13 protein-coding genes are annotated in these 16,564 nt (G+C 69.7%); 9 read left to right on the top strand and 4 right to left on the bottom strand.

Annotated elements, in window-relative coordinates:
* Positions 1–330: 330 nt before the first annotated feature.
* Positions 331–1,206 carry an SDR family oxidoreductase gene (locus BRX43_RS15000; protein WP_125995902.1) on the bottom strand — a complete coding sequence of 292 codons (876 nt, stop codon included), beginning with the start codon at positions 1,204–1,206 and terminating at the stop codon, positions 331–333.
* A gap of 182 nt (positions 1,207–1,388) precedes the next feature.
* On the opposite strand from BRX43_RS15000, the gene glpK reads away from it, so the two are divergent.
* Positions 1,389–2,888: a glycerol kinase GlpK gene (gene glpK / locus BRX43_RS14995; RefSeq protein ID WP_125995901.1), complete on the top strand. Its 1,500-nt coding sequence runs from the start codon at positions 1,389–1,391 to the stop codon at positions 2,886–2,888.
* On the opposite strand, the gene BRX43_RS14990 is transcribed toward glpK, so the two are convergent.
* Complete coding sequence (locus tag BRX43_RS14990) at positions 2,880–3,758, bottom strand: LysR family transcriptional regulator (protein ID WP_125995900.1); 879 nt, start codon at positions 3,756–3,758, stop codon at positions 2,880–2,882. The two genes, glpK and BRX43_RS14990, sit on opposite strands and share 9 nt — an antisense overlap.
* 92 nt (positions 3,759–3,850) lie before the next feature.
* Here BRX43_RS14990 and BRX43_RS14985 point away from each other — a divergent pair, with 92 nt between their 5' ends.
* The 8 genes from BRX43_RS14985 to BRX43_RS20940 all read left to right on the top strand — a co-directional run bounded on the left by BRX43_RS14985 (position 3,851) and on the right by BRX43_RS20940 (position 14,134).
* Positions 3,851–4,996: an acyl-CoA dehydrogenase family protein gene (locus BRX43_RS14985; protein ID WP_125995899.1), complete on the top strand. Its 1,146-nt coding sequence runs from the start codon at positions 3,851–3,853 to the stop codon at positions 4,994–4,996.
* The gene (locus tag BRX43_RS14980) at positions 4,993–6,594 is read left to right on the top strand and encodes a carboxyl transferase domain-containing protein (RefSeq protein WP_125995898.1); all 1,602 of its coding nucleotides are present in this window, start codon (positions 4,993–4,995) and stop codon (positions 6,592–6,594) included. The genes BRX43_RS14985 and BRX43_RS14980 overlap by 4 nt, the downstream gene beginning before the upstream one ends.
* Positions 6,595–6,599: 5 nt before the next feature.
* The gene (locus tag BRX43_RS14975; RefSeq protein WP_125995897.1) at positions 6,600–6,875 is read left to right on the top strand and encodes a barstar family protein; all 276 of its coding nucleotides are present in this window, start codon (positions 6,600–6,602) and stop codon (positions 6,873–6,875) included.
* 4 nt (positions 6,876–6,879) lie between these two features.
* Complete coding sequence (locus tag BRX43_RS14970; RefSeq protein ID WP_125995896.1) at positions 6,880–8,724, top strand: biotin carboxylase N-terminal domain-containing protein; 1,845 nt, start codon at positions 6,880–6,882, stop codon at positions 8,722–8,724.
* On the top strand, positions 8,724–9,209 hold the full coding sequence (locus BRX43_RS14965; RefSeq protein ID WP_125995895.1) for a MaoC family dehydratase: 486 nt from the start codon (positions 8,724–8,726) through the stop codon (positions 9,207–9,209). The genes BRX43_RS14970 and BRX43_RS14965 overlap by 1 nt, the downstream gene beginning before the upstream one ends.
* 54 nt (positions 9,210–9,263) lie before the next feature.
* A complete protein-coding gene (locus tag BRX43_RS14960; protein ID WP_125995894.1) occupies positions 9,264–11,600 on the top strand; it encodes a glycoside hydrolase family 95 protein in 2,337 nt (778 codons plus the stop codon).
* Positions 11,601–11,677: 77 nt separating this feature from the next.
* Complete coding sequence (locus tag BRX43_RS14955; RefSeq protein ID WP_125995893.1) at positions 11,678–12,547, top strand: 3-hydroxybutyryl-CoA dehydrogenase; 870 nt, start codon at positions 11,678–11,680, stop codon at positions 12,545–12,547.
* Positions 12,548–12,637: 90 nt separating this feature from the next.
* Positions 12,638–14,134 carry an esterase-like activity of phytase family protein gene (locus BRX43_RS20940; RefSeq protein ID WP_125995908.1) on the top strand — a complete coding sequence of 499 codons (1,497 nt, stop codon included), beginning with the start codon at positions 12,638–12,640 and terminating at the stop codon, positions 14,132–14,134.
* A 41-nt stretch (positions 14,135–14,175) separates the two neighbouring features.
* Here the strand turns inward: BRX43_RS20940 and BRX43_RS14945 are convergent, their stop codons facing one another.
* Together BRX43_RS14945 and BRX43_RS14940 are read right to left on the bottom strand one after the other, a co-directional pair.
* Entirely contained in the window at positions 14,176–15,477 is a 1,302-nt protein-coding gene (locus BRX43_RS14945) for a dihydrolipoamide acetyltransferase family protein (RefSeq protein WP_125995892.1), read from the bottom strand.
* A 70-nt stretch (positions 15,478–15,547) separates the two neighbouring features.
* Complete coding sequence (locus tag BRX43_RS14940) at positions 15,548–16,555, bottom strand: alpha-ketoacid dehydrogenase subunit beta (protein WP_125995907.1); 1,008 nt, start codon at positions 16,553–16,555, stop codon at positions 15,548–15,550.
* Positions 16,556–16,564 lie beyond the last annotated feature (9 nt).

Genomic DNA, 16,564 nt, shown 5'->3' with positions numbered 1-16,564 from the left:
CGCATCCGACCACCGGCGCCGGCCCGATACCCGACCGACCACCTCCATCCGACCAGTCATACGAGTACTCGTATGACTGGTCGTAGAACCAATAATTTCCCGCACCGCCCGCGCCCTCATCAAAGGCGGAAAGCATCCCCGCTACCGGCGCTACCGCAAGGCGGCCTTCCGACCACGCTTACCCACCTCCGGGGCATGGCCACGCAGTAGCGATGGCTACCGGATGACCGACCGGCCGCTGCGATCACCGTCTCGGCAGATCGGCGTCGGGACAGTGCGTCGCCGACCTCGATCGCGGCCGTTACGACCGCGATCGAGGTCGCACGCCCATCAGGAGATGGGCACGCCGCCCGTCACCGCGATGACGTTGCCGGACATGTAGCTTCCCTCCGACGATGCGAGCAGTACATAGGTCGGCGCCAGCTCGCCCGGCTGCCCGGCCCGCCCGATCGGCGTGTCCTGACCGAGCGTCTCCAGTTCCTGCGGCGATTTGGCGATCGGTTGGATGGGCGTCCAGATCGGGCCGGGCGCCACCGCGTTCACGCGAATGCCGTCGCCCGCCAAAAGGTTGGACAGGCCCACCGTCAGGCTCGATATCGCGCCCTTGGTCGCCGCATAGACGATCATCGACTTGGCGGCGACCTTGGCCTGTTCGCTGGTCGTGTTAATGATCGCCGAGCCGGGCTTCATATGCGGCGCGGCCGCCTTGGCGAGGCGGATCATGGCGAAGACATTGGCGGCGAAGGCGCCCTGCATCTCGTCGTCGTCGATGCTCTCCAGCCCCTGGTTCATGGTCTGAGCGGCGGCATTGTTGACCAGGATATCCAGGCCGCCCAGTTCGGCCACCGTGCGTTCGACCAGATGCGCGCAGTGATCCCGGTCCCGAATGTCCCCCGGCAACAACAGGCAGCGCCGGCCCGCCTTCTCGACCCAGGCGCGGGTCTCCTCGGCATCGGCCTGTTCGTCGGCGAGGTAGGATATCGCGACGTCCGCGCCCTCACGGGCATAGGCGATCGCCACCGCCCGCCCGATGCCGGAATCCCCGCCGGTGATCAGTGCGACCCTTTGGTCGAGCAGTCCCTTGCCGACATAGCTGTCCTCGCCATGATCGGGCTTGGTCCGCATCGCGGTCGTCAGGCCGGGGCGTGGCTGTTGCGGCTCGTCGGGGAAACGGGTCGGATGGCTGGTGCGCGGATCATCGGTCATGGCAATTCCTGCTGGTGGCGTGTCCGGGGAAACGACTCACGCGGGCGAACGTGCCGGGCTGGCCGGCTCTTCATCGGAGAACCGTGTCGCGTCGCGCGCCGGCGCAGGCGGACCTGATGCGCGCTATTGACCGGCACGACGTCTGACCGCACCGCAATGTCCTGCCGCTAGGGAGACGGACGGTGACGGCGCATATCTTGGTGATCGATCAGGGCACCACGTCGACGCGGAGCATCCTGTTCGACGACCAGGCCCGGCGCGTCGCCATGGCGCAGGTCGAACTGCCGCAACGCTATCCCGCCCCCGGCTGGGTCGAACATGATCCCGAGACGATCTGGCGCGACGTTCTGGCGACGGTGCGTCGGACCATGGCCGAGAGCGGCATCCTGCCCGATGCGATCGGCATCACCAACCAGCGCGAGACGGTGCTGGTCTGGGACCGCGCGACCGGCATTCCCCTGTATCCGGCGATCGTCTGGCAGGATCGGCGCGGGGCCGATCGCTGCCGCGCGCTGACGGCGGAGGGGGCGGGTGATCTTGTCGGCGCGCGCACCGGCCTGCTGATCGATCCCTATTTTTCCGCGACCAAGATCGCCTGGCTGCTGGATCATGTCGCGGGCGCGCGGGCGCGGGCCGAGCGGGGGGAGCTGGCGTTCGGGACGATCGACAGCTTCCTGCTGTGGCGGCTGACCGGCGGGCGGGTCCATGCGACCGACGTCACCAATGCCAGCCGGACGATGCTGTTCGACATCCATCGCCAGTGCTGGGATGCGGAACTGTGCCGGCTGCTCCAGATTCCCATGGCGATGCTGCCGCACGTCGAGGACAATGCGCATGTGTTCGGCCATACGAGCGCCGACCTGTTCGGCGCGCCGATCCCGATCGCGGGGATCGCCGGCGACCAGCAGGCGGCATTGTTCGGCCAGGCCTGTTTCGCCGCCGGCATGGCCAAGTCGACCTATGGCACCGGCTGTTTCCTGCTGCTCCATACCGGCGACCGCGCGGTGCCGTCGCGGCACCGGCTGCTGACCACGCCGGCCTATCGGCTGGACGGCAAGATCGCCTATGCACTGGAGGGATCGATCTTCGCGGCCGGGGCGGCGGTGAAGTGGCTGCGCGACGGCCTGGGCGTCATCACCCATGCCAGCCAGACCGACGATCTGGCGACGCGCGTCCCCGACAATCACGGCGTCTATATGGTGCCGGCGTTCGTCGGCCTCGGCGCGCCCTATTGGCAGCCCGAGGCGCGGGCCGCGATCCACGGCCTGACCTTCGACGCCCAGGCCGCGCATCTGGCCCGTGCGGCGCTGGAGTCGGTGGCCTATCAGACGATGGACCTGGTCGAGGCGATGGCGGCCGATGTCGGCGCACCGCCGGCCGCCTTGCGGATCGATGGGGGGATGGCGGCGAACGACTGGCTGTGCCGGTTCCTGACCAACATGACCGGGCTGCCGGTGGAGCGGCCCGCCGACCTGGAAACCACCGCGCGGGGCGCGGCCTTCCATGCGGGACTGGCGACGGGCATCTGGTCGGGTTTGGACGCGCTGCAACGCCTATGGTCCTGCGACCAGGCATTCGCGCCGACGATGACGCCGGCCGAACGGGCGCCGCTGGTGGCAGGGTGGCGCGACGCGGTGGCACGAACGCTGATGCCCACGCCACCGGCGCCTGCGTCAGCGTGACGCGTCGGTCGTCAGGGCCGCTTCGATGCCGGTCATGATCGCGGGCGGGCCGGCGAGGATCGGCTCGGCCGCGGGGGCGGCCGCCCAGCCCAGGGTGCGTGTCAGGCCGAAGCCGGTGAGCGACGGCCGCACCACGCCGCCGAGGCGATGGCCGCGCGGCAGGACGGTGATGCCCAGGCCCGCCGCGACCATCTGCAACACCCTTTCGTCGTTGGTCGAGCGGAGCGCGAAGGCCGGTCGTACCCCGCGCTCGGTGAAGTGGCGGCTCGTATCGGCCAGCGCCTCGCAATGGCGGCGCACGATCATCGTCTCGCCGGCCAGCCGTTCGGCGGCGATCGTGGTTTCCCCCGCCAGCCGGTGATCGGCGGGCAGGGCAAGCGCATAATCCTCGGTCGCGATCGCGCGTTCGAGGAAGCGGGTGCCGCCCCGTCCCACCAAGGTCAGCGCCACGTCGATCCGCCCCTTGGCCAGATGGCCGGCGAGTTCGCGTTCGGTGCCGAACACCAGTTCGAAGCGATGCGTCTCGCCCGGTCGGGTGGCCGCGATGGCGGTGGCGATCCGGTCGCTGGCGACGCTGGCCAGTATGCCGAGCCGGAAGGACGGGCGCTCGCCGGGGGTGCCGACGGCCTGGATCGCAGCGTTGAACTCGCGCTCGATCCGCCGGGCATGGACCAGGAAGCGGGTGCCCGCCTCGGTCAGTTCGACCCGCTGGTTGGAGCGGACGAACAGCGGCTGGCCCAGCTCGCGCTCCAGCTTGGCGATGCCGATCGACAGGGTCGGCTGCGACACGTTGCAGGCCGCCGCGGCGCGGGAAAAATTGCCCTGCTCGACCACGGCGATGACATAGCGGAGCAGATAGCGGTCGAGCATCGTGCATAGATAGGATCAATGCACTCGGCCTGCGACTTTCAATTTTCGCGGGCGCGCGGGGCGGGGTACAAGCGGCGCAATAGGAGAGAGCCATGACCCAGTTCGATTTCGCGCTCGGCGAGACCGCCGACATGATCCGCGACAGCACCGTGCGGTTCGCCGCCGAGCGGATCGCGCCGCTCGCCGCCGAGATCGATGCCAAGGACTGGTTTCCGCGCGAGCTGTGGCCGGAGATGGGCGCGCTGGGCCTGCACGGCATCACCGTGGGCGAGGAGGATGGCGGCCTGGGCCTGGGTTATCTGGAACATGTCATCGCGCAGGAGGAGGTGGCGCGCGCCTCCGCCTCGATCGGCCTCAGCTATGGCGCGCATTCCAATCTGTGCGTCAACCAGATCCGCCGCTGGGCCAGCCCCGAGCAGAAGGCGCGCTACCTGCCCAAGCTGATCTCCGGCGAGCATGTCGGCAGCCTGGCGATGTCGGAGGCGGGCGCGGGCTCCGACGTGGTGTCGATGAAGCTGCGCGCCGAGAAGAAGGGCGACCGCTACATCCTGAACGGCACCAAGTTCTGGATCACCAACGCGCCCTATGCCGATACGCTGGTCGTCTATGCGAAGACCGGGGAGGGATCGAAGGGCATCACCACCTTCGTGATCGAGAAGGATTTCGCCGGCTTTGCGATCGGGCAGAAGATCGACAAGGTCGGGATGCGCGGTTCGCCGACCGCCGAGCTGGTGTTCCAGGACTGCGAAGTGCCGGAAGAGAATGTGATGGGGCCGCTGAACGGCGGCGTCGGCGTGCTGATGTCGGGGCTCGATTATGAGCGCACGGTGCTGGCCGGCATCCAGCTCGGCATCATGCAGGCGTGCCTCGACGTGGTGGTGCCCTATGTCCGCGAGCGGCAGCAGTTCGGCAAGCCGATCGGCGCGTTCCAGCTGATCCAGGCCAAGGTGGCGGACATGTATGTCGCGCTGAATTCGGCACGCGCCTATGTCTATGCGGTGGCGAAGGCGTGCGATGCGGGGCGGACGACGCGGTTCGATGCGGCGGGCGCGATCCTGCTGGCCTCGGAGAATGCCGTGCGCGTGGCGCTGGAGGCGGTGCAGGCGCTGGGCGGCGCGGGCTATACGCGCGACTGGCCGGTCGAGCGGTTCATGCGGGACGCCAAGCTGCTCGATATCGGCGCGGGCACCAACGAAATCCGCCGGATGCTGATCGGCCGGGAGCTGATCGGCGCATGAGCGGGCCGGTGCTGGACAGCAAGCTCTCGCCGCAGGACGCCGGCTTCCGCGCCAATGCCGCGCACAACCGCGCGCTGGTCGAGGCGTTGCGCGCAAGGGTCGCGACCGCGGCGGCGGGCGGGCCGGAGGCGGCGCGCGCCAAGCATGTCGCGCGCGGCAAGCTGCTGCCCCGCGACCGGGTGGAGCGGCTGCTCGATCCGGGCAGTCCGTTCCTGGAGATCGGGCAGCTGGCGGCGAACGGCCTGTATGACGATGCGGTGCCGGGCGCGGGGATGATCGCGGGCGTCGGCCGCGTGTCGGGTAAGCAGGTGATGATCGCCTGCAACGACGCGACGGTGAAGGGCGGCACCTATTATCCGCTGACCGTCAAGAAGCACCTGCGCGCGCAGGAGATCGCGCAGGAGAACCGGCTGCCCTGCCTCTATCTGGTCGACAGCGGCGGCGCGAACCTGCCCAACCAGGCGGAGGTGTTCCCCGATCGCGAGCATTTCGGGCGCATCTTCTACAACCAGGCCAATATGAGCGCGCTGGGCATTCCGCAGATCGCCTGCGTGATGGGAAGCTGCACGGCGGGTGGCGCCTATGTGCCAGCCATGTCCGACGAGACGGTGATCGTGCGCAACCAGGGCACGATCTTCCTGGCCGGGCCGCCGCTGGTGCAGGCGGCGACCGGCGAGGTGATCAGCGCAGAGGATCTGGGCGGCGGCGGCCTGCACGGCCGGCGCTCGGGCGTGGTCGATCATGTCGCGGAGGATGACGATCACGCCCTGTCGATCGTGCGCGACATCGTCGCGACGCTGCCGCCGCAGACCGAGGCGGCGCTGGCCCGGCAGGAGCCCGAACCGCCCCGATACGATCCGGCCGAGCTTTATGGCATCGTGCCGCAGGACGTGCGCGCGCCCTATGACGTGCGCGAGGTGATCGCCCGGATCGTCGACGGATCGGCCTTTCACGAGTTCAAGGCGCTGTACGGCACCACCCTGGTCTGCGGCTTCGCCCATATCTGGGGAATGCCGGTCGCGATCCTGGCGAATAACGGCGTGCTGTTCAGCGAGAGCGCGCTGAAGGGGGCGCATTTCATCGAACTCGCCTGCCAGCGGCGGATTCCGCTGCTGTTCCTCCAGAATATCTCCGGCTTCATGGTCGGCGGCAAATATGAGGCGGAGGGGATCGCCAAGAACGGCGCGAAGCTGGTTACGGCGGTCGCCACCGCGCAGGTGCCCAAGGTCACGGTGCTGATCGGCGGCAGCTTCGGCGCCGGCAATTACGGCATGTGCGGGCGGGCCTATCAGCCGCGCTTCCTGTTCAGCTGGCCCAATACGCGGATCAGCGTGATGGGCGGCGAACAGGCGGCCAGCGTGCTCGCCACCGTGCACCGCGACGCCGCCAGCTGGACGCCGGAGCAGGCCGAGGCGTTCAAGGCCCCGGTCCGCGCCAAATATGAGGAGGAGGGCAATCCCTATTACGCCACCGCCCGGTTGTGGGACGATGGCGTGATCGATCCGGCGCAGACCCGCGACGTGCTGGGCCTGGCCTTCGCCGCCGCGCTCAACGCGCCCGTGGCCGAGGCCGCGCGCTTCGGCCTGTTCCGGATGTGACGGCGATGGACCTGACCATCGACGGTGCGACCGTTATCGACGAGGCCGATTTCCACGCGCGCATCCGCGCCGCATCGGGCGTGGACTGGTATGGCGGCAGCCTGGACGCGCTGTTCGACCTGCTGGTGGCCGTCGTCGCGCCGCCGATCGCCATACACCTGACCCATGCGGCCGCCGCGCGTCGCGCCGTGGGCGCGCGGTTCGACCGCATCCTGACCGTGATCTTCGATGCCATCGCCGAGCGACCGGACGGCGCGATCACGCTCATGCTGGAGTCCTGACCCGATGATGAAGAGTCTCCTGATCGCCAATCGCGGCGAGATCGCCTGCCGCATCATCCGCACCGCGCGGGCGATGGGCATCCGCACCGTCGCCGTCCATTCGGATGCCGATGCCGATGCGCTGCATGTCCGACAGGCCGATGCCGCCGTCGCTATCGGCGCGGCGCCGGTGCGCGAATCCTATCTGTGCGGCGACCGGATCATCGCCGCCGCGCTGGCGACCGGTGTGGAGGCGATCCACCCCGGCTACGGCTTCCTGTCCGAGAATGCCGCATTCGCGCAGGCCGTCATCGATGCCGGCCTGACCTGGGTCGGACCCGATCCCCAGTCGATCACCGCCATGGGCCTGAAGGACGCGGCCAAGGCGCTGATGCAGGCGGCGGGCGTGCCGACCACGCCCGGCTATCTCGGCGAGGACCAGTCGCCGGACCGGCTGGCGGCGGAGGCCGAGGCGATCGGCTACCCCGTCCTGATCAAGGCGGTGGCCGGCGGCGGCGGCAAGGGGATGCGCAAGGTCGATGCGCCCGCCGACTTCGCCGAGGCGCTGGCCTCGTGCCGGCGCGAGGCGGCGTCCAGCTTCGGCAACGACCAGGTGCTGCTGGAGAAATGGGTGACGAACCCGCGCCATATCGAGGTGCAGGTGTTCGGCGACCGGCACGGCCAGGTCGTCCATCTGTTCGAGCGCGACTGTTCGCTGCAACGCCGCCACCAGAAGGTGATCGAGGAAGCGCCGGCGCCCGGCATGGACGATGCGACCCGTGCCGCGATCTGCGACGCGGCGGTGCGCGCGGCCCGCGCGGTCGATTATGTCGGCGCGGGCACGATCGAGTTCATCGCCGACGCCTCCCAGGGCTTACGGGCCGATCGCATCTGGTTCATGGAGATGAACACCAGGCTTCAGGTCGAGCATCCGGTGACGGAGGCGATCACCGGGCAGGATCTGGTCGAATGGCAGTTGCGCATCGCCTCGGGCGAGCCGCTGCCCTGCACGCAGGACGCCTTGTCGATCACCGGCTGGGCGATGGAAGCGCGGCTCTATGCCGAGGACCCGGCGCGCGGCTTCCTGCCGTCGATCGGGCGGCTCGACCGGTTCGACCTGGGCGATTCCTGGCGCACCGACACGGGCGTGGAGCGGGGCGCGACCATCTCGCCCCATTACGACCCGATGATCGCCAAGCTGATCGCCTGGGGCCCGGACCGCGATGCCGCGCGGCAGCGGCTGGCCGCAGCGCTGGACGGCGCGGCGATCTGGCCGCTCAAGACCAATGCCGGCTTCCTGCTCAAGGCGCTGAACCATCCCGCCTTCGTCGCGGCGGAGCTGGATACCGGGCTGATCGCGCGCGCGGGCGAGACGCTGATCCCCGCCGCCGAACCCTCGGGGGCGAGGCTCCGGACGGCGGCGACCGCGCTCGCCGCGCCGGGGCCGCTCGCCGGCTTCCGGCTCAACGCCGCGCCCCGGCGCGAGGGGCGGTTCCTGCTCGACGGCGCGGCCGTGACGGTGCCGCTCAGCCCCACCCCGGATCATCGCCCATGGGGCGACGGGCTGATCGCCGAACAGGGCCAGGTCTGGCGGCTCCAGCCGTGGCGTGCGGTTGGTGGCGCTGGCGGCGAGGCGGCGGATGGTGCGATCCTGTCGCCGATGCCCGGCCGGATCATCGCGGTCGCGGTCGCGGCCGGCGAGCGGGTGACCAAGGGCCAGAAGCTGCTGACCGTGGAGGCGATGAAGATGGAACATAGTCTGGTCGCGCCGTTCGACGGCGAGGTCGCGGAACTTCGGGCCGAGGAGGGCGGTCAGGTGACCGAGGGGCTGCTGCTCGCCCGCATCGCCCGCGCCGGGGAGGCGGCCTGATGGCGGGGCGGCCCTATGACGGCTGGGCGGTCGGCGATCGGCTGGCCCACGACATCCGCCGCACCGTGACCGAGACGGACAACCTCCTCTTCTCGACCATGACCCACAATCCACAGCCATTGCACATCGATGCGGAGGCGGCGCGGGCCAGCGAGTTCGGGCAGATCCTGGTCAATGGCACCTTCACCTTTTCGCTGATGATCGGCCTGTCGGTCGGCGACACGACGCTGGGCACGCTGATCGCCAATCTGGGCTATGACAAGCTGGTCATGCCCAAGCCGGTGTTCCTGGGCGACACGCTGCGCGCCGAGACCGAGGTGGTCGCGCTCAAGCCCAGTCGCTCGCGACCGGGGGCGGGGATCGTGACCTTCGAGCATCGGATGCTCAACCAGCGCGACGAGATCGTCTGCCAATGTCTGCGCATGGCGCTGCTGAAGGGCAGCGGTGCAGCGCAAACGCTCGACCTCCCCGCCTCCCGGTCATAGAAAGGTCAGACAAACAAACGGGTTGGCGCAGCTTGCCCCCGGAAAGGGAGAGCGATGCAACCGACCCGCCGCGAAACCATCGGCCTGGCCGCCGCGACCGGCCTTGCCGCCACGATCGGGGGCGAGGCGATGGCCGCCGCGCCGGCCCCCGATGCGCCGATGCTCTGGTATCGCCAGCCGGCCAAGGCCTGGACCGAGGCGCTGCCGGTCGGCAACGGCGTGCTGGGCGCGATGGTGTTCGGCGGCACGGCGCGGGAACGGCTGCAACTGAACGAGGGTACGCTCTGGGCCGGCGGACCCTATGATCCGGTCAACCCGGCCGCGCTCGGGGCCTTGCCCCAGGTCCGCAAGCTGGTGTTCGAAGGCCGGATCGAGGAGGCGCAGGCGCTGGTCGACCGGTCGCTGCTCGGCACGCCGCCCAAGCAGATGCCCTATCAGGCACTGGGCGACCTGACGCTCGACTTCCCCGATCTGGGCGCGGCGTCCGCCTATCGGCGCGACCTCGATCTCGATGCCGCGATGGCGACGACGCGGTTTCACACCAGGGCAGGCGAGCATCTCCGCCAGGTGATCGCCGTGCCCGGCGACCGGGTGATCGCGGTACGACTGACCGCGCCGCATGGGACGCTGTCGGTCGATGTCGGGCTCGCCTCGCCGCAGGCGGGCGCGACGACCCGGGCGGATGGCGCGGCCGGGCTGCTGCTGACCGGCCGCAACGGCGCGTCGCAGGGCGTGGCCGGCGCGCTGACCTTCGCCGCGCGGCTGCTGGCGGTGAACGAGGGTGGTCAGGTCCGCATCGCGCCCGATGGCCGCGTGTCGATCCGCGATGCCGATGCGGTGACGCTGCTGGTCGCGATGGGCACCAGCTTCCGCCGCTTCGACGATGTGTCGGGCGATCCGCTGGCCGCGACCGCCGCCGCCATCGCCGCGGCGCGCGGCCGCTCCTTCGCCCGGATCGCCGCCGATGCCGGCGCCGCGCATCGTCGCCTGTTCCGCCGCGTGTCGATCGATCTCGGTCGCTCCGCCGCCGCCTCGCTGCCGACCGACGAACGCATCCGAGCCTCGCAGACGGCGGACGATCCGGCGCTGGCCGCGCTCTATTTCCATTATGGCCGTTACCTGCTGATCGCCTGTTCGCAGCCCGGCGGGCAGGCGGCGACGCTGCAAGGCCTGTGGAACGACAGCCTGACCCCGCCCTGGGAGTCGAAATACACGATCAACATCAATACCGAGATGAACTATTGGCCCGCGCAGCCGACCAACCTGGCCGAATGCGTCGAGCCGCTGGTGCGCCTGGTCCGCGAACTGGCGATCACCGGCGAACGCACGGCGCGGACCATGTACGCCGCGCGCGGCTGGGTGGCGCATCACAATACCGACATCTGGCGCGCGACCGCGCCGATCGATGGCGCGCCCTGGGGCATGTGGCCGACCGGCGGCGCGTGGCTCTGCACCCATTTATGGGAGCATTATGACTATACCCGCGACCGGGCCTTCCTGGCATCGGTCTATCCGCTGATGGCGGGATCGGCGCGCTTCTTCCTCGACACGCTCCAGACCGATCCGCGCACCGGCGCGCTGGTCACCAATCCCTCGCTCAGCCCGGAGAACGAGCATGGCCATGGCGGCGCGCTCTGCGCCGGGCCGGCCATGGACATGGCGATCCTGCGCGACCTGTTCGACCAGACGGCGGCGGCGGCGACGCTGCTCGACCGCGATGCCGGGCTGGTCGCGGAAATGCGCGCCGCCCGCGCGCGCCTCGCGCCGTACAAGGTCGGGCGGCAGGGGCAGTTGCAGGAATGGCAGGCCGACTGGGACGCGGACGCGCCGGAACGGAACCACCGCCACGTCTCGCATCTCTACGGCCTGCATCCGTCGCACCAGATCACGCCCGCGGCCACGCCCGAACTGGCGGCGGCGGCGCGGCGCAGCCTGGAGATTCGCGGCGACCGCGCCACCGGCTGGGCGACCGCGTGGCGGATCAACCTGTGGGCGCGGCTGCGCGAGGGGGATCATGCGCACGACATCCTGCGCTTCCTGCTCGGGGCGGAGCGGACCTATCCCAACATGTTCGACGCGCATCCGCCCTTCCAGATCGACGGCAACTTCGGCGGCACGGCGGCGATCGTGGAGATGCTGATGCAGAGCCGGGGCGACACGATCGACCTGCTCCCCGCGCTGCCGCGCGCCTGGCCCAGCGGCCATGTCACCGGCCTGCGCGCGCGGGGGGCGTGCGAGGTCGATCTCGCCTGGCGGGCCGGCCGGCTGGAGCGGGTGACATTGCGTCCCCGAATCGCGGGCCAGCGCGTGCTGGTCGCGCAGGGGCGGAGCGTGACCGTCCCCGTCCGGCCGGGCCGCATGGTGACGCTCGCCGGCCACGCCTTCGCCTGAGGGGCGTCATCGGCCATTGCCCCCCGCGCGCTTTCGCGGCAACGAGCGGGCAAACACGAACGCGACAGGAGAGCGGCATGGAGACGGTCGGAGTCATCGGGGCGGGACAGATGGGCGCGGGCATCGCGCAGGTATCGGCGCAGGCCGGCTACCGCGTGCTGCTGTCCGACGTCTCGCGCGCGCAGGCGGAGAAGGGCAAGGCCGGCATCGCGAAGGCGCTCGACCGGCTGGTCGCCAAGGAGAAGATCGCCGCCGACGCCCGCGACGCCGCCTTGGCGCTGATCGAGCCGGTCGAGAGCACCGACGCGATGGGCGAGGCGGCGCTGGTGATCGAGGCCGCGACCGAGCGCGAGGCGATCAAGCGCGCCATCTTCGAATCCGTCGGCCGGGTGCTGGGGCCGGACGCGATCCTCGCCTCCAACACCTCGTCGATTCCGATTACCCGGCTGGCGCAGGCGACGCCCGATCCGGCGCGCTTCGTCGGCGTGCATTTCTTCAACCCCGTGCCGGTCATGGGGCTGATCGAGCTGATCCGCGGCCTCGCCACCGCCGACGCGACCGTCGCCCGGGTCGAGGCCTATGCCCAGGCGCTCGGCAAGCGGGTGGTACGCGCCAATGACGCGCCCGGATTCATCGTCAACCGCGTGCTGATGCCGATGCTCAACGAGGCGTGCTTCGCGCTCGGCGAGGGCGTGGCGACGATCCCGGACATCGATGCCGCCTGCCAGCTCGGCCTCAACCATCCGATGGGGCCGCTGACGCTGGCGGACTTCATCGGCCTCGACACCTGTCTGGAGATCACCCGCGTACTGTTCGAGGGAACGGGCGATCCCAAGTTCCGGCCCGCGCCGCTCTTGGTCAAATATGTCGAGGCGGGCTGGTACGGCCGCAAGACCAAGCGCGGCTTCTACGATTATTCGGGCGCAGAGCCAGTGCCGACGCGCTGATCCGCGCCACTGTCTCGGATCGGTCGTCAAAGCGTCACGGCCGCGTCACGGCGCTCCTGTTTATCCGTATGGTTAACAGGGAGATAGACATTGCGCCGTCCTTCGCTCGCGCCCGCCGCGATCCTCGCCGTCCTGCTCGCCGCCGCCGCTCCGGCGGGCGCGGCGACGCTCGTGTCCCAATATGCCGCGTCGGGCAGCCGTGCCGACGCATCGGGCCTGTCCGGCGCGGGGCAGGCCCGGCTGGGCGGCTTCGGCTCCGACCTCAGCTATGATGCCGCGACCGGCACCTTCTACGGCACGACCGATCGCGGGCCGGGCGGCGGCGTGCTGCCCTACCAGCCGCGCCTCCAGGCCTTCACGCTCGATATCAACCGCGCGACGGGCGCGATCCGCGGCTTCGACCTGCAGGCGACGACCCTGTTCACCCAGGCGAACGGCGATGCCTATACCGGCCTGAACCCGACGCTGGCGAGCGGGGGCATGTCGACCCTGGGCGGCTCGCTCGATCCCGAGGGGCTGGCGCGCCTGCCCAACGGCCATTTCCTGGTGTCGGACGAATATGGCCCCTCGGTCATCGAGTTCGACCAGAGCGGCCGGGCGGTCCGGACCTTCGCCGTGCCCGCCAATCTGGTGCCGAAGCGCGCGAACGGCACGGTCGACTACACCGGCGATCGCGGCGACGTGACGACCGGCCGCCAGGACAATCGCGGTTATGAGGGGCTGACGGTCAGCGCCGACGGCAAGACCGCCTATGCGATGCTGCAGGACCCGCTGTTCGAGGAAGGCGCGAACGGCAGCAAGGCGGACGGCCGCTACAGCCGCAATGTCCGTATCGTCCAATATGACGTCGCCACCGGCCGGCCGACCAAGCAATATATCTACCAGCTCGAAAGCCTGTCAGCCATCAATGGCCGGATCGACGGCACCGAACAGGATTTCGAGGCCAACAAGCAGGGCCGCTCGATCGGCATCTCGGCGATCCAGGCGCTGCCCAACGGCACGCTGCTGGTGCTGGAGCGCGACAATCGCGGGCTCGGCGTCGATGATCCCAATGCCGCGCTGACCGTGGGTTCCAAGCGGATCTGGCAGGTCGACCTGAGCACCGCGACCGATGTCAGCACGATCAGCCTGAAGGGCCGGAACGACCTGCCAAGCGGCGTGACCCCGGTGGCCAAGAGCGCGACGCCGTTCATCGACCTCGCCGCCGCGCTGAAGGCGATGGGCCTCACCGTGCCGGAGAAGATCGAGGGTTTCACCTTCGGTCCGCGCCTGGCGGATGGCAGCTACACGCTGATCGTCGCGACCGACAACGACTATTCGGTCACCCAGAATGGCGGCGGCACGCAGTTCGACGTCTGCACCAGCGGGCCGGGCGGCGTGAACAGCACGGTCGCGCTCGGCACCGGCTGTCCGGAAGGGCAGCGCCTGCTCGACAGCTATCTCTACAGCTTCCGCCTGAGCGCGGCGGAATATTCCAGCCTGGCCGGCGTGGTGCCGGAGCCGGCGACCTGGGCGACGATGACGCTGGGCTTCGGCCTGGTCGGCGCGGCGGCACGGCGGCGGCGGCGCAAGGCGGCGGCTGCCTGAACGCCGGGACCGGGGGCGGGCCTGCCGCCCCCGGTCCTCCGTCAGTCCGCGAACAGCAGGACGGGCGTTTCCAGCAGCTTCTTGAGCGCCTGCACATAGCTGGCGGCGTCCCAGCCATCGACGACGCGGTGGTCGCAGCTGATCGACAGGTTCATCAGCTTGGCGCGGACGATCGTGTCGCCCCCCATGCCATCCGGCCGGAATATCGGCCGCTCGACGATCTTGTTGGGGCCGATGATCGCGACTTCGGGCCGGTTGATGACCGGCGTGGTCGCGATGCCGCCGAGCGGGCCGAGCGAAGTGACGGTGATGGTGCCGCCGCCCAGTTCCTCCGGCTTCAGCTTGGACGCGCGCGCCGCCTCCGCCAGCCGGGTGATCTCGGTGGCGAGCTGCCAGACATTGCGGTCCTGCGCATCGCGGATCACGGGCACGGTCAGCCCGGCATCGGTCTGCGTTGCCATGCCCAGATGGACGCGGCCCGAGCGGGTGACCACGCCCGCCTCGTCGTCGTAACGGGCGTTCAGCATTGGAAAGTCGGGCAGGGTGCGGCAGATGGCGACGATCATCAGCGGCAGCATCGTCAGCTTGGGCCGGCCGCCACGGTTCGCGTTCAGCTCGGCGCGGACGCGCTCCAGCTCGGTCACGTCGATCTCGTCGACATAGGTGAAATGCGGGATGTGGCGCTTGGCGGCGGCCATGTTCTCGGCGATGCGGCGGCGCATCCCGATCACGCGCACCTGCTCGTCCGCGCGCGCACGGCTGGTGCCGGGGGCGCCATAGCCCTGGGCGGCGTGGTAGCGGAGATAGGCGTCGAGATCGGCATGGCGGACGCGGTCGCCATCCGTCTTCACCTGCGCCAGGTCGATGCCTAGGTCGCGCGCCCGGGCGCGGACGGCCGGCGAGGCCAGCACGGGAGCGGCCGGGCCGGGTTGCGCTGGTGCCGGTTCGCGCTTCGCCTCTGCGGCTGGCGCGGGGGCCGGCACCGGTGCGTCCTGCGCGGGGGCGGGGGCAGTCGCCTGCTCGACACCGGGATTCTCCGCCTCCAGCACCGGTTCCTCGGTGGCGGGAGAGGCGGCGTCCGTCGCGGTGCCGCTATGCTCGGCCTCGGTCTCGATCACCACCAGCGCCGCGCCGATCGCGACCTGGTCGCCGACCGCGCCGGCCAGCGCGACCACGGTGCCGGACACGGGCGATTCCATCTCCACCGTCGCCTTGTCGGTCATCATGTCGGCGATATTCTGGTCTTCCTCGACCCGGTCGCCGATCGCGACGTGCCAGGCGACGATCTCCGCCTCGGCGATGCCCTCGCCGATGTCGGGCAGGCGGAAGGTGAAGCGAGCCATCAGAAACCTCCGTGGATGCCGGCCGGACGCGCGGCATCGGAATGGAACGAGAAGGGGGACAGGCGAAGCGTCATGCGTTGCTCATGATCTTCTTGAGGGCCTGGCCGATCCGCACGGGGCCGGGGAAATAGGCCCATTCCAAGCTGTGCGGATAGGGCGTGTCGAAGCCGGTGACCCGCTCGATCGGTGCTTCCAGATGATAGAAGCAGCGTTCCTGGACCAGCGCCGACAACTCCGCGCCGAAGCCGGAGGTGCGCGTCGCCTCGTGCACGATCATGCAGCGGCCGGTCTTCCTGACCGATTCCTCGATCGTCTCGATGTCGAGCGGCACCAAGGTCCGCAGGTCGACGATCTCGGCATCGACCCCGGCCTCCTCCACCACCGCGCGGCAGACATGGACCATGGTGCCATAGGCCAGGATGGTCAGCGCCTCGCCCGGCCGGACGATCGCCGCCTTGCCCAGCGGCACGCGATAATAGCCCTCGGGCACCGCCCCGCCGGGATGCTTCGACCAGTTTTCCGCCGGCCGGTCCCAATAGCCGTTGAACGGGCCGTTGTAGATGCGCTTCGGTTCGAAGAAGATGACCGGGTCATTGTCCTCGATCGACGCGATCAGCAGTCCCTTGGCGTCATAGGGGGTGGACGGGATCACCGTCTTCACGCCCGAGACATGGGTGAAGATGCCCTCGGGCGACTGCGAATGGGTCTGCCCGCCGAAAATGCCGCCGCCAAAGGGGGAGCGCACCGTCATCGGCGCGATGAACTCGCCCGCCGAACGATAGCGCAGCCGCGCCGCCTCCGACACGAGCTGGTCGAGCGCGGGATAGATATAGTCGGCGAACTGGATCTCCGGCACCGGGCGGAGGCCATAGGCGCCCATGCCGACCGCGACGCCGATGATGCCGCATTCGCTGATCGGCGTATCGAACACGCGGGTCTTGCCATATTTGGCCTGGAGGCCGGCGGTGGCGCGGAACACGCCGCCGAAATAGCCGACATCCTCGCCCATCACGACCACATCCGGATCGCGCGCCATCACGATGTCGAGCGCGGAGTTGATCGCCTGGATCATGTTCATGCGGACGGT

This window comes from Sphingomonas sp. S-NIH.Pt15_0812, from assembly GCF_003951315.1.
GTDB lineage: Bacteria > Pseudomonadota > Alphaproteobacteria > Sphingomonadales > Sphingomonadaceae > Sphingomonas.
Note: the sequence above shows the minus strand (reverse complement) of the source record. Positions and strands in the feature narration are given on the sequence as shown.

Excerpts from the sequence above, each read along its gene's own strand:
- BRX43_RS15000 (WP_125995902.1), bottom strand. The coding sequence starts at position 1,206 with ATGACCGATGATCCGCGCACCAGCCATCCGACCCGTTTCCCCGACGAG.
- BRX43_RS14990 (WP_125995900.1), bottom strand. The coding sequence starts at position 3,758 with ATGCTCGACCGCTATCTGCTCCGCTATGTCATCGCCGTGGTCGAGCAG.
- BRX43_RS14985 (WP_125995899.1), top strand. The coding sequence starts at position 3,851 with ATGACCCAGTTCGATTTCGCGCTCGGCGAGACCGCCGACATGATCCGC.
- BRX43_RS14980 (WP_125995898.1), top strand. The coding sequence starts at position 4,993 with ATGAGCGGGCCGGTGCTGGACAGCAAGCTCTCGCCGCAGGACGCCGGC.
- BRX43_RS14975 (WP_125995897.1), top strand. The coding sequence starts at position 6,600 with ATGGACCTGACCATCGACGGTGCGACCGTTATCGACGAGGCCGATTTC.
- BRX43_RS14970 (WP_125995896.1), top strand. The coding sequence starts at position 6,880 with ATGATGAAGAGTCTCCTGATCGCCAATCGCGGCGAGATCGCCTGCCGC.
- BRX43_RS14965 (WP_125995895.1), top strand. The coding sequence starts at position 8,724 with ATGGCGGGGCGGCCCTATGACGGCTGGGCGGTCGGCGATCGGCTGGCC.
- BRX43_RS14960 (WP_125995894.1), top strand. The coding sequence starts at position 9,264 with ATGCAACCGACCCGCCGCGAAACCATCGGCCTGGCCGCCGCGACCGGC.
- BRX43_RS14955 (WP_125995893.1), top strand. The coding sequence starts at position 11,678 with ATGGAGACGGTCGGAGTCATCGGGGCGGGACAGATGGGCGCGGGCATC.
- BRX43_RS14945 (WP_125995892.1), bottom strand. The coding sequence starts at position 15,477 with ATGGCTCGCTTCACCTTCCGCCTGCCCGACATCGGCGAGGGCATCGCC.
- BRX43_RS14940 (WP_125995907.1), bottom strand. The coding sequence starts at position 16,555 with ATGAACATGATCCAGGCGATCAACTCCGCGCTCGACATCGTGATGGCG.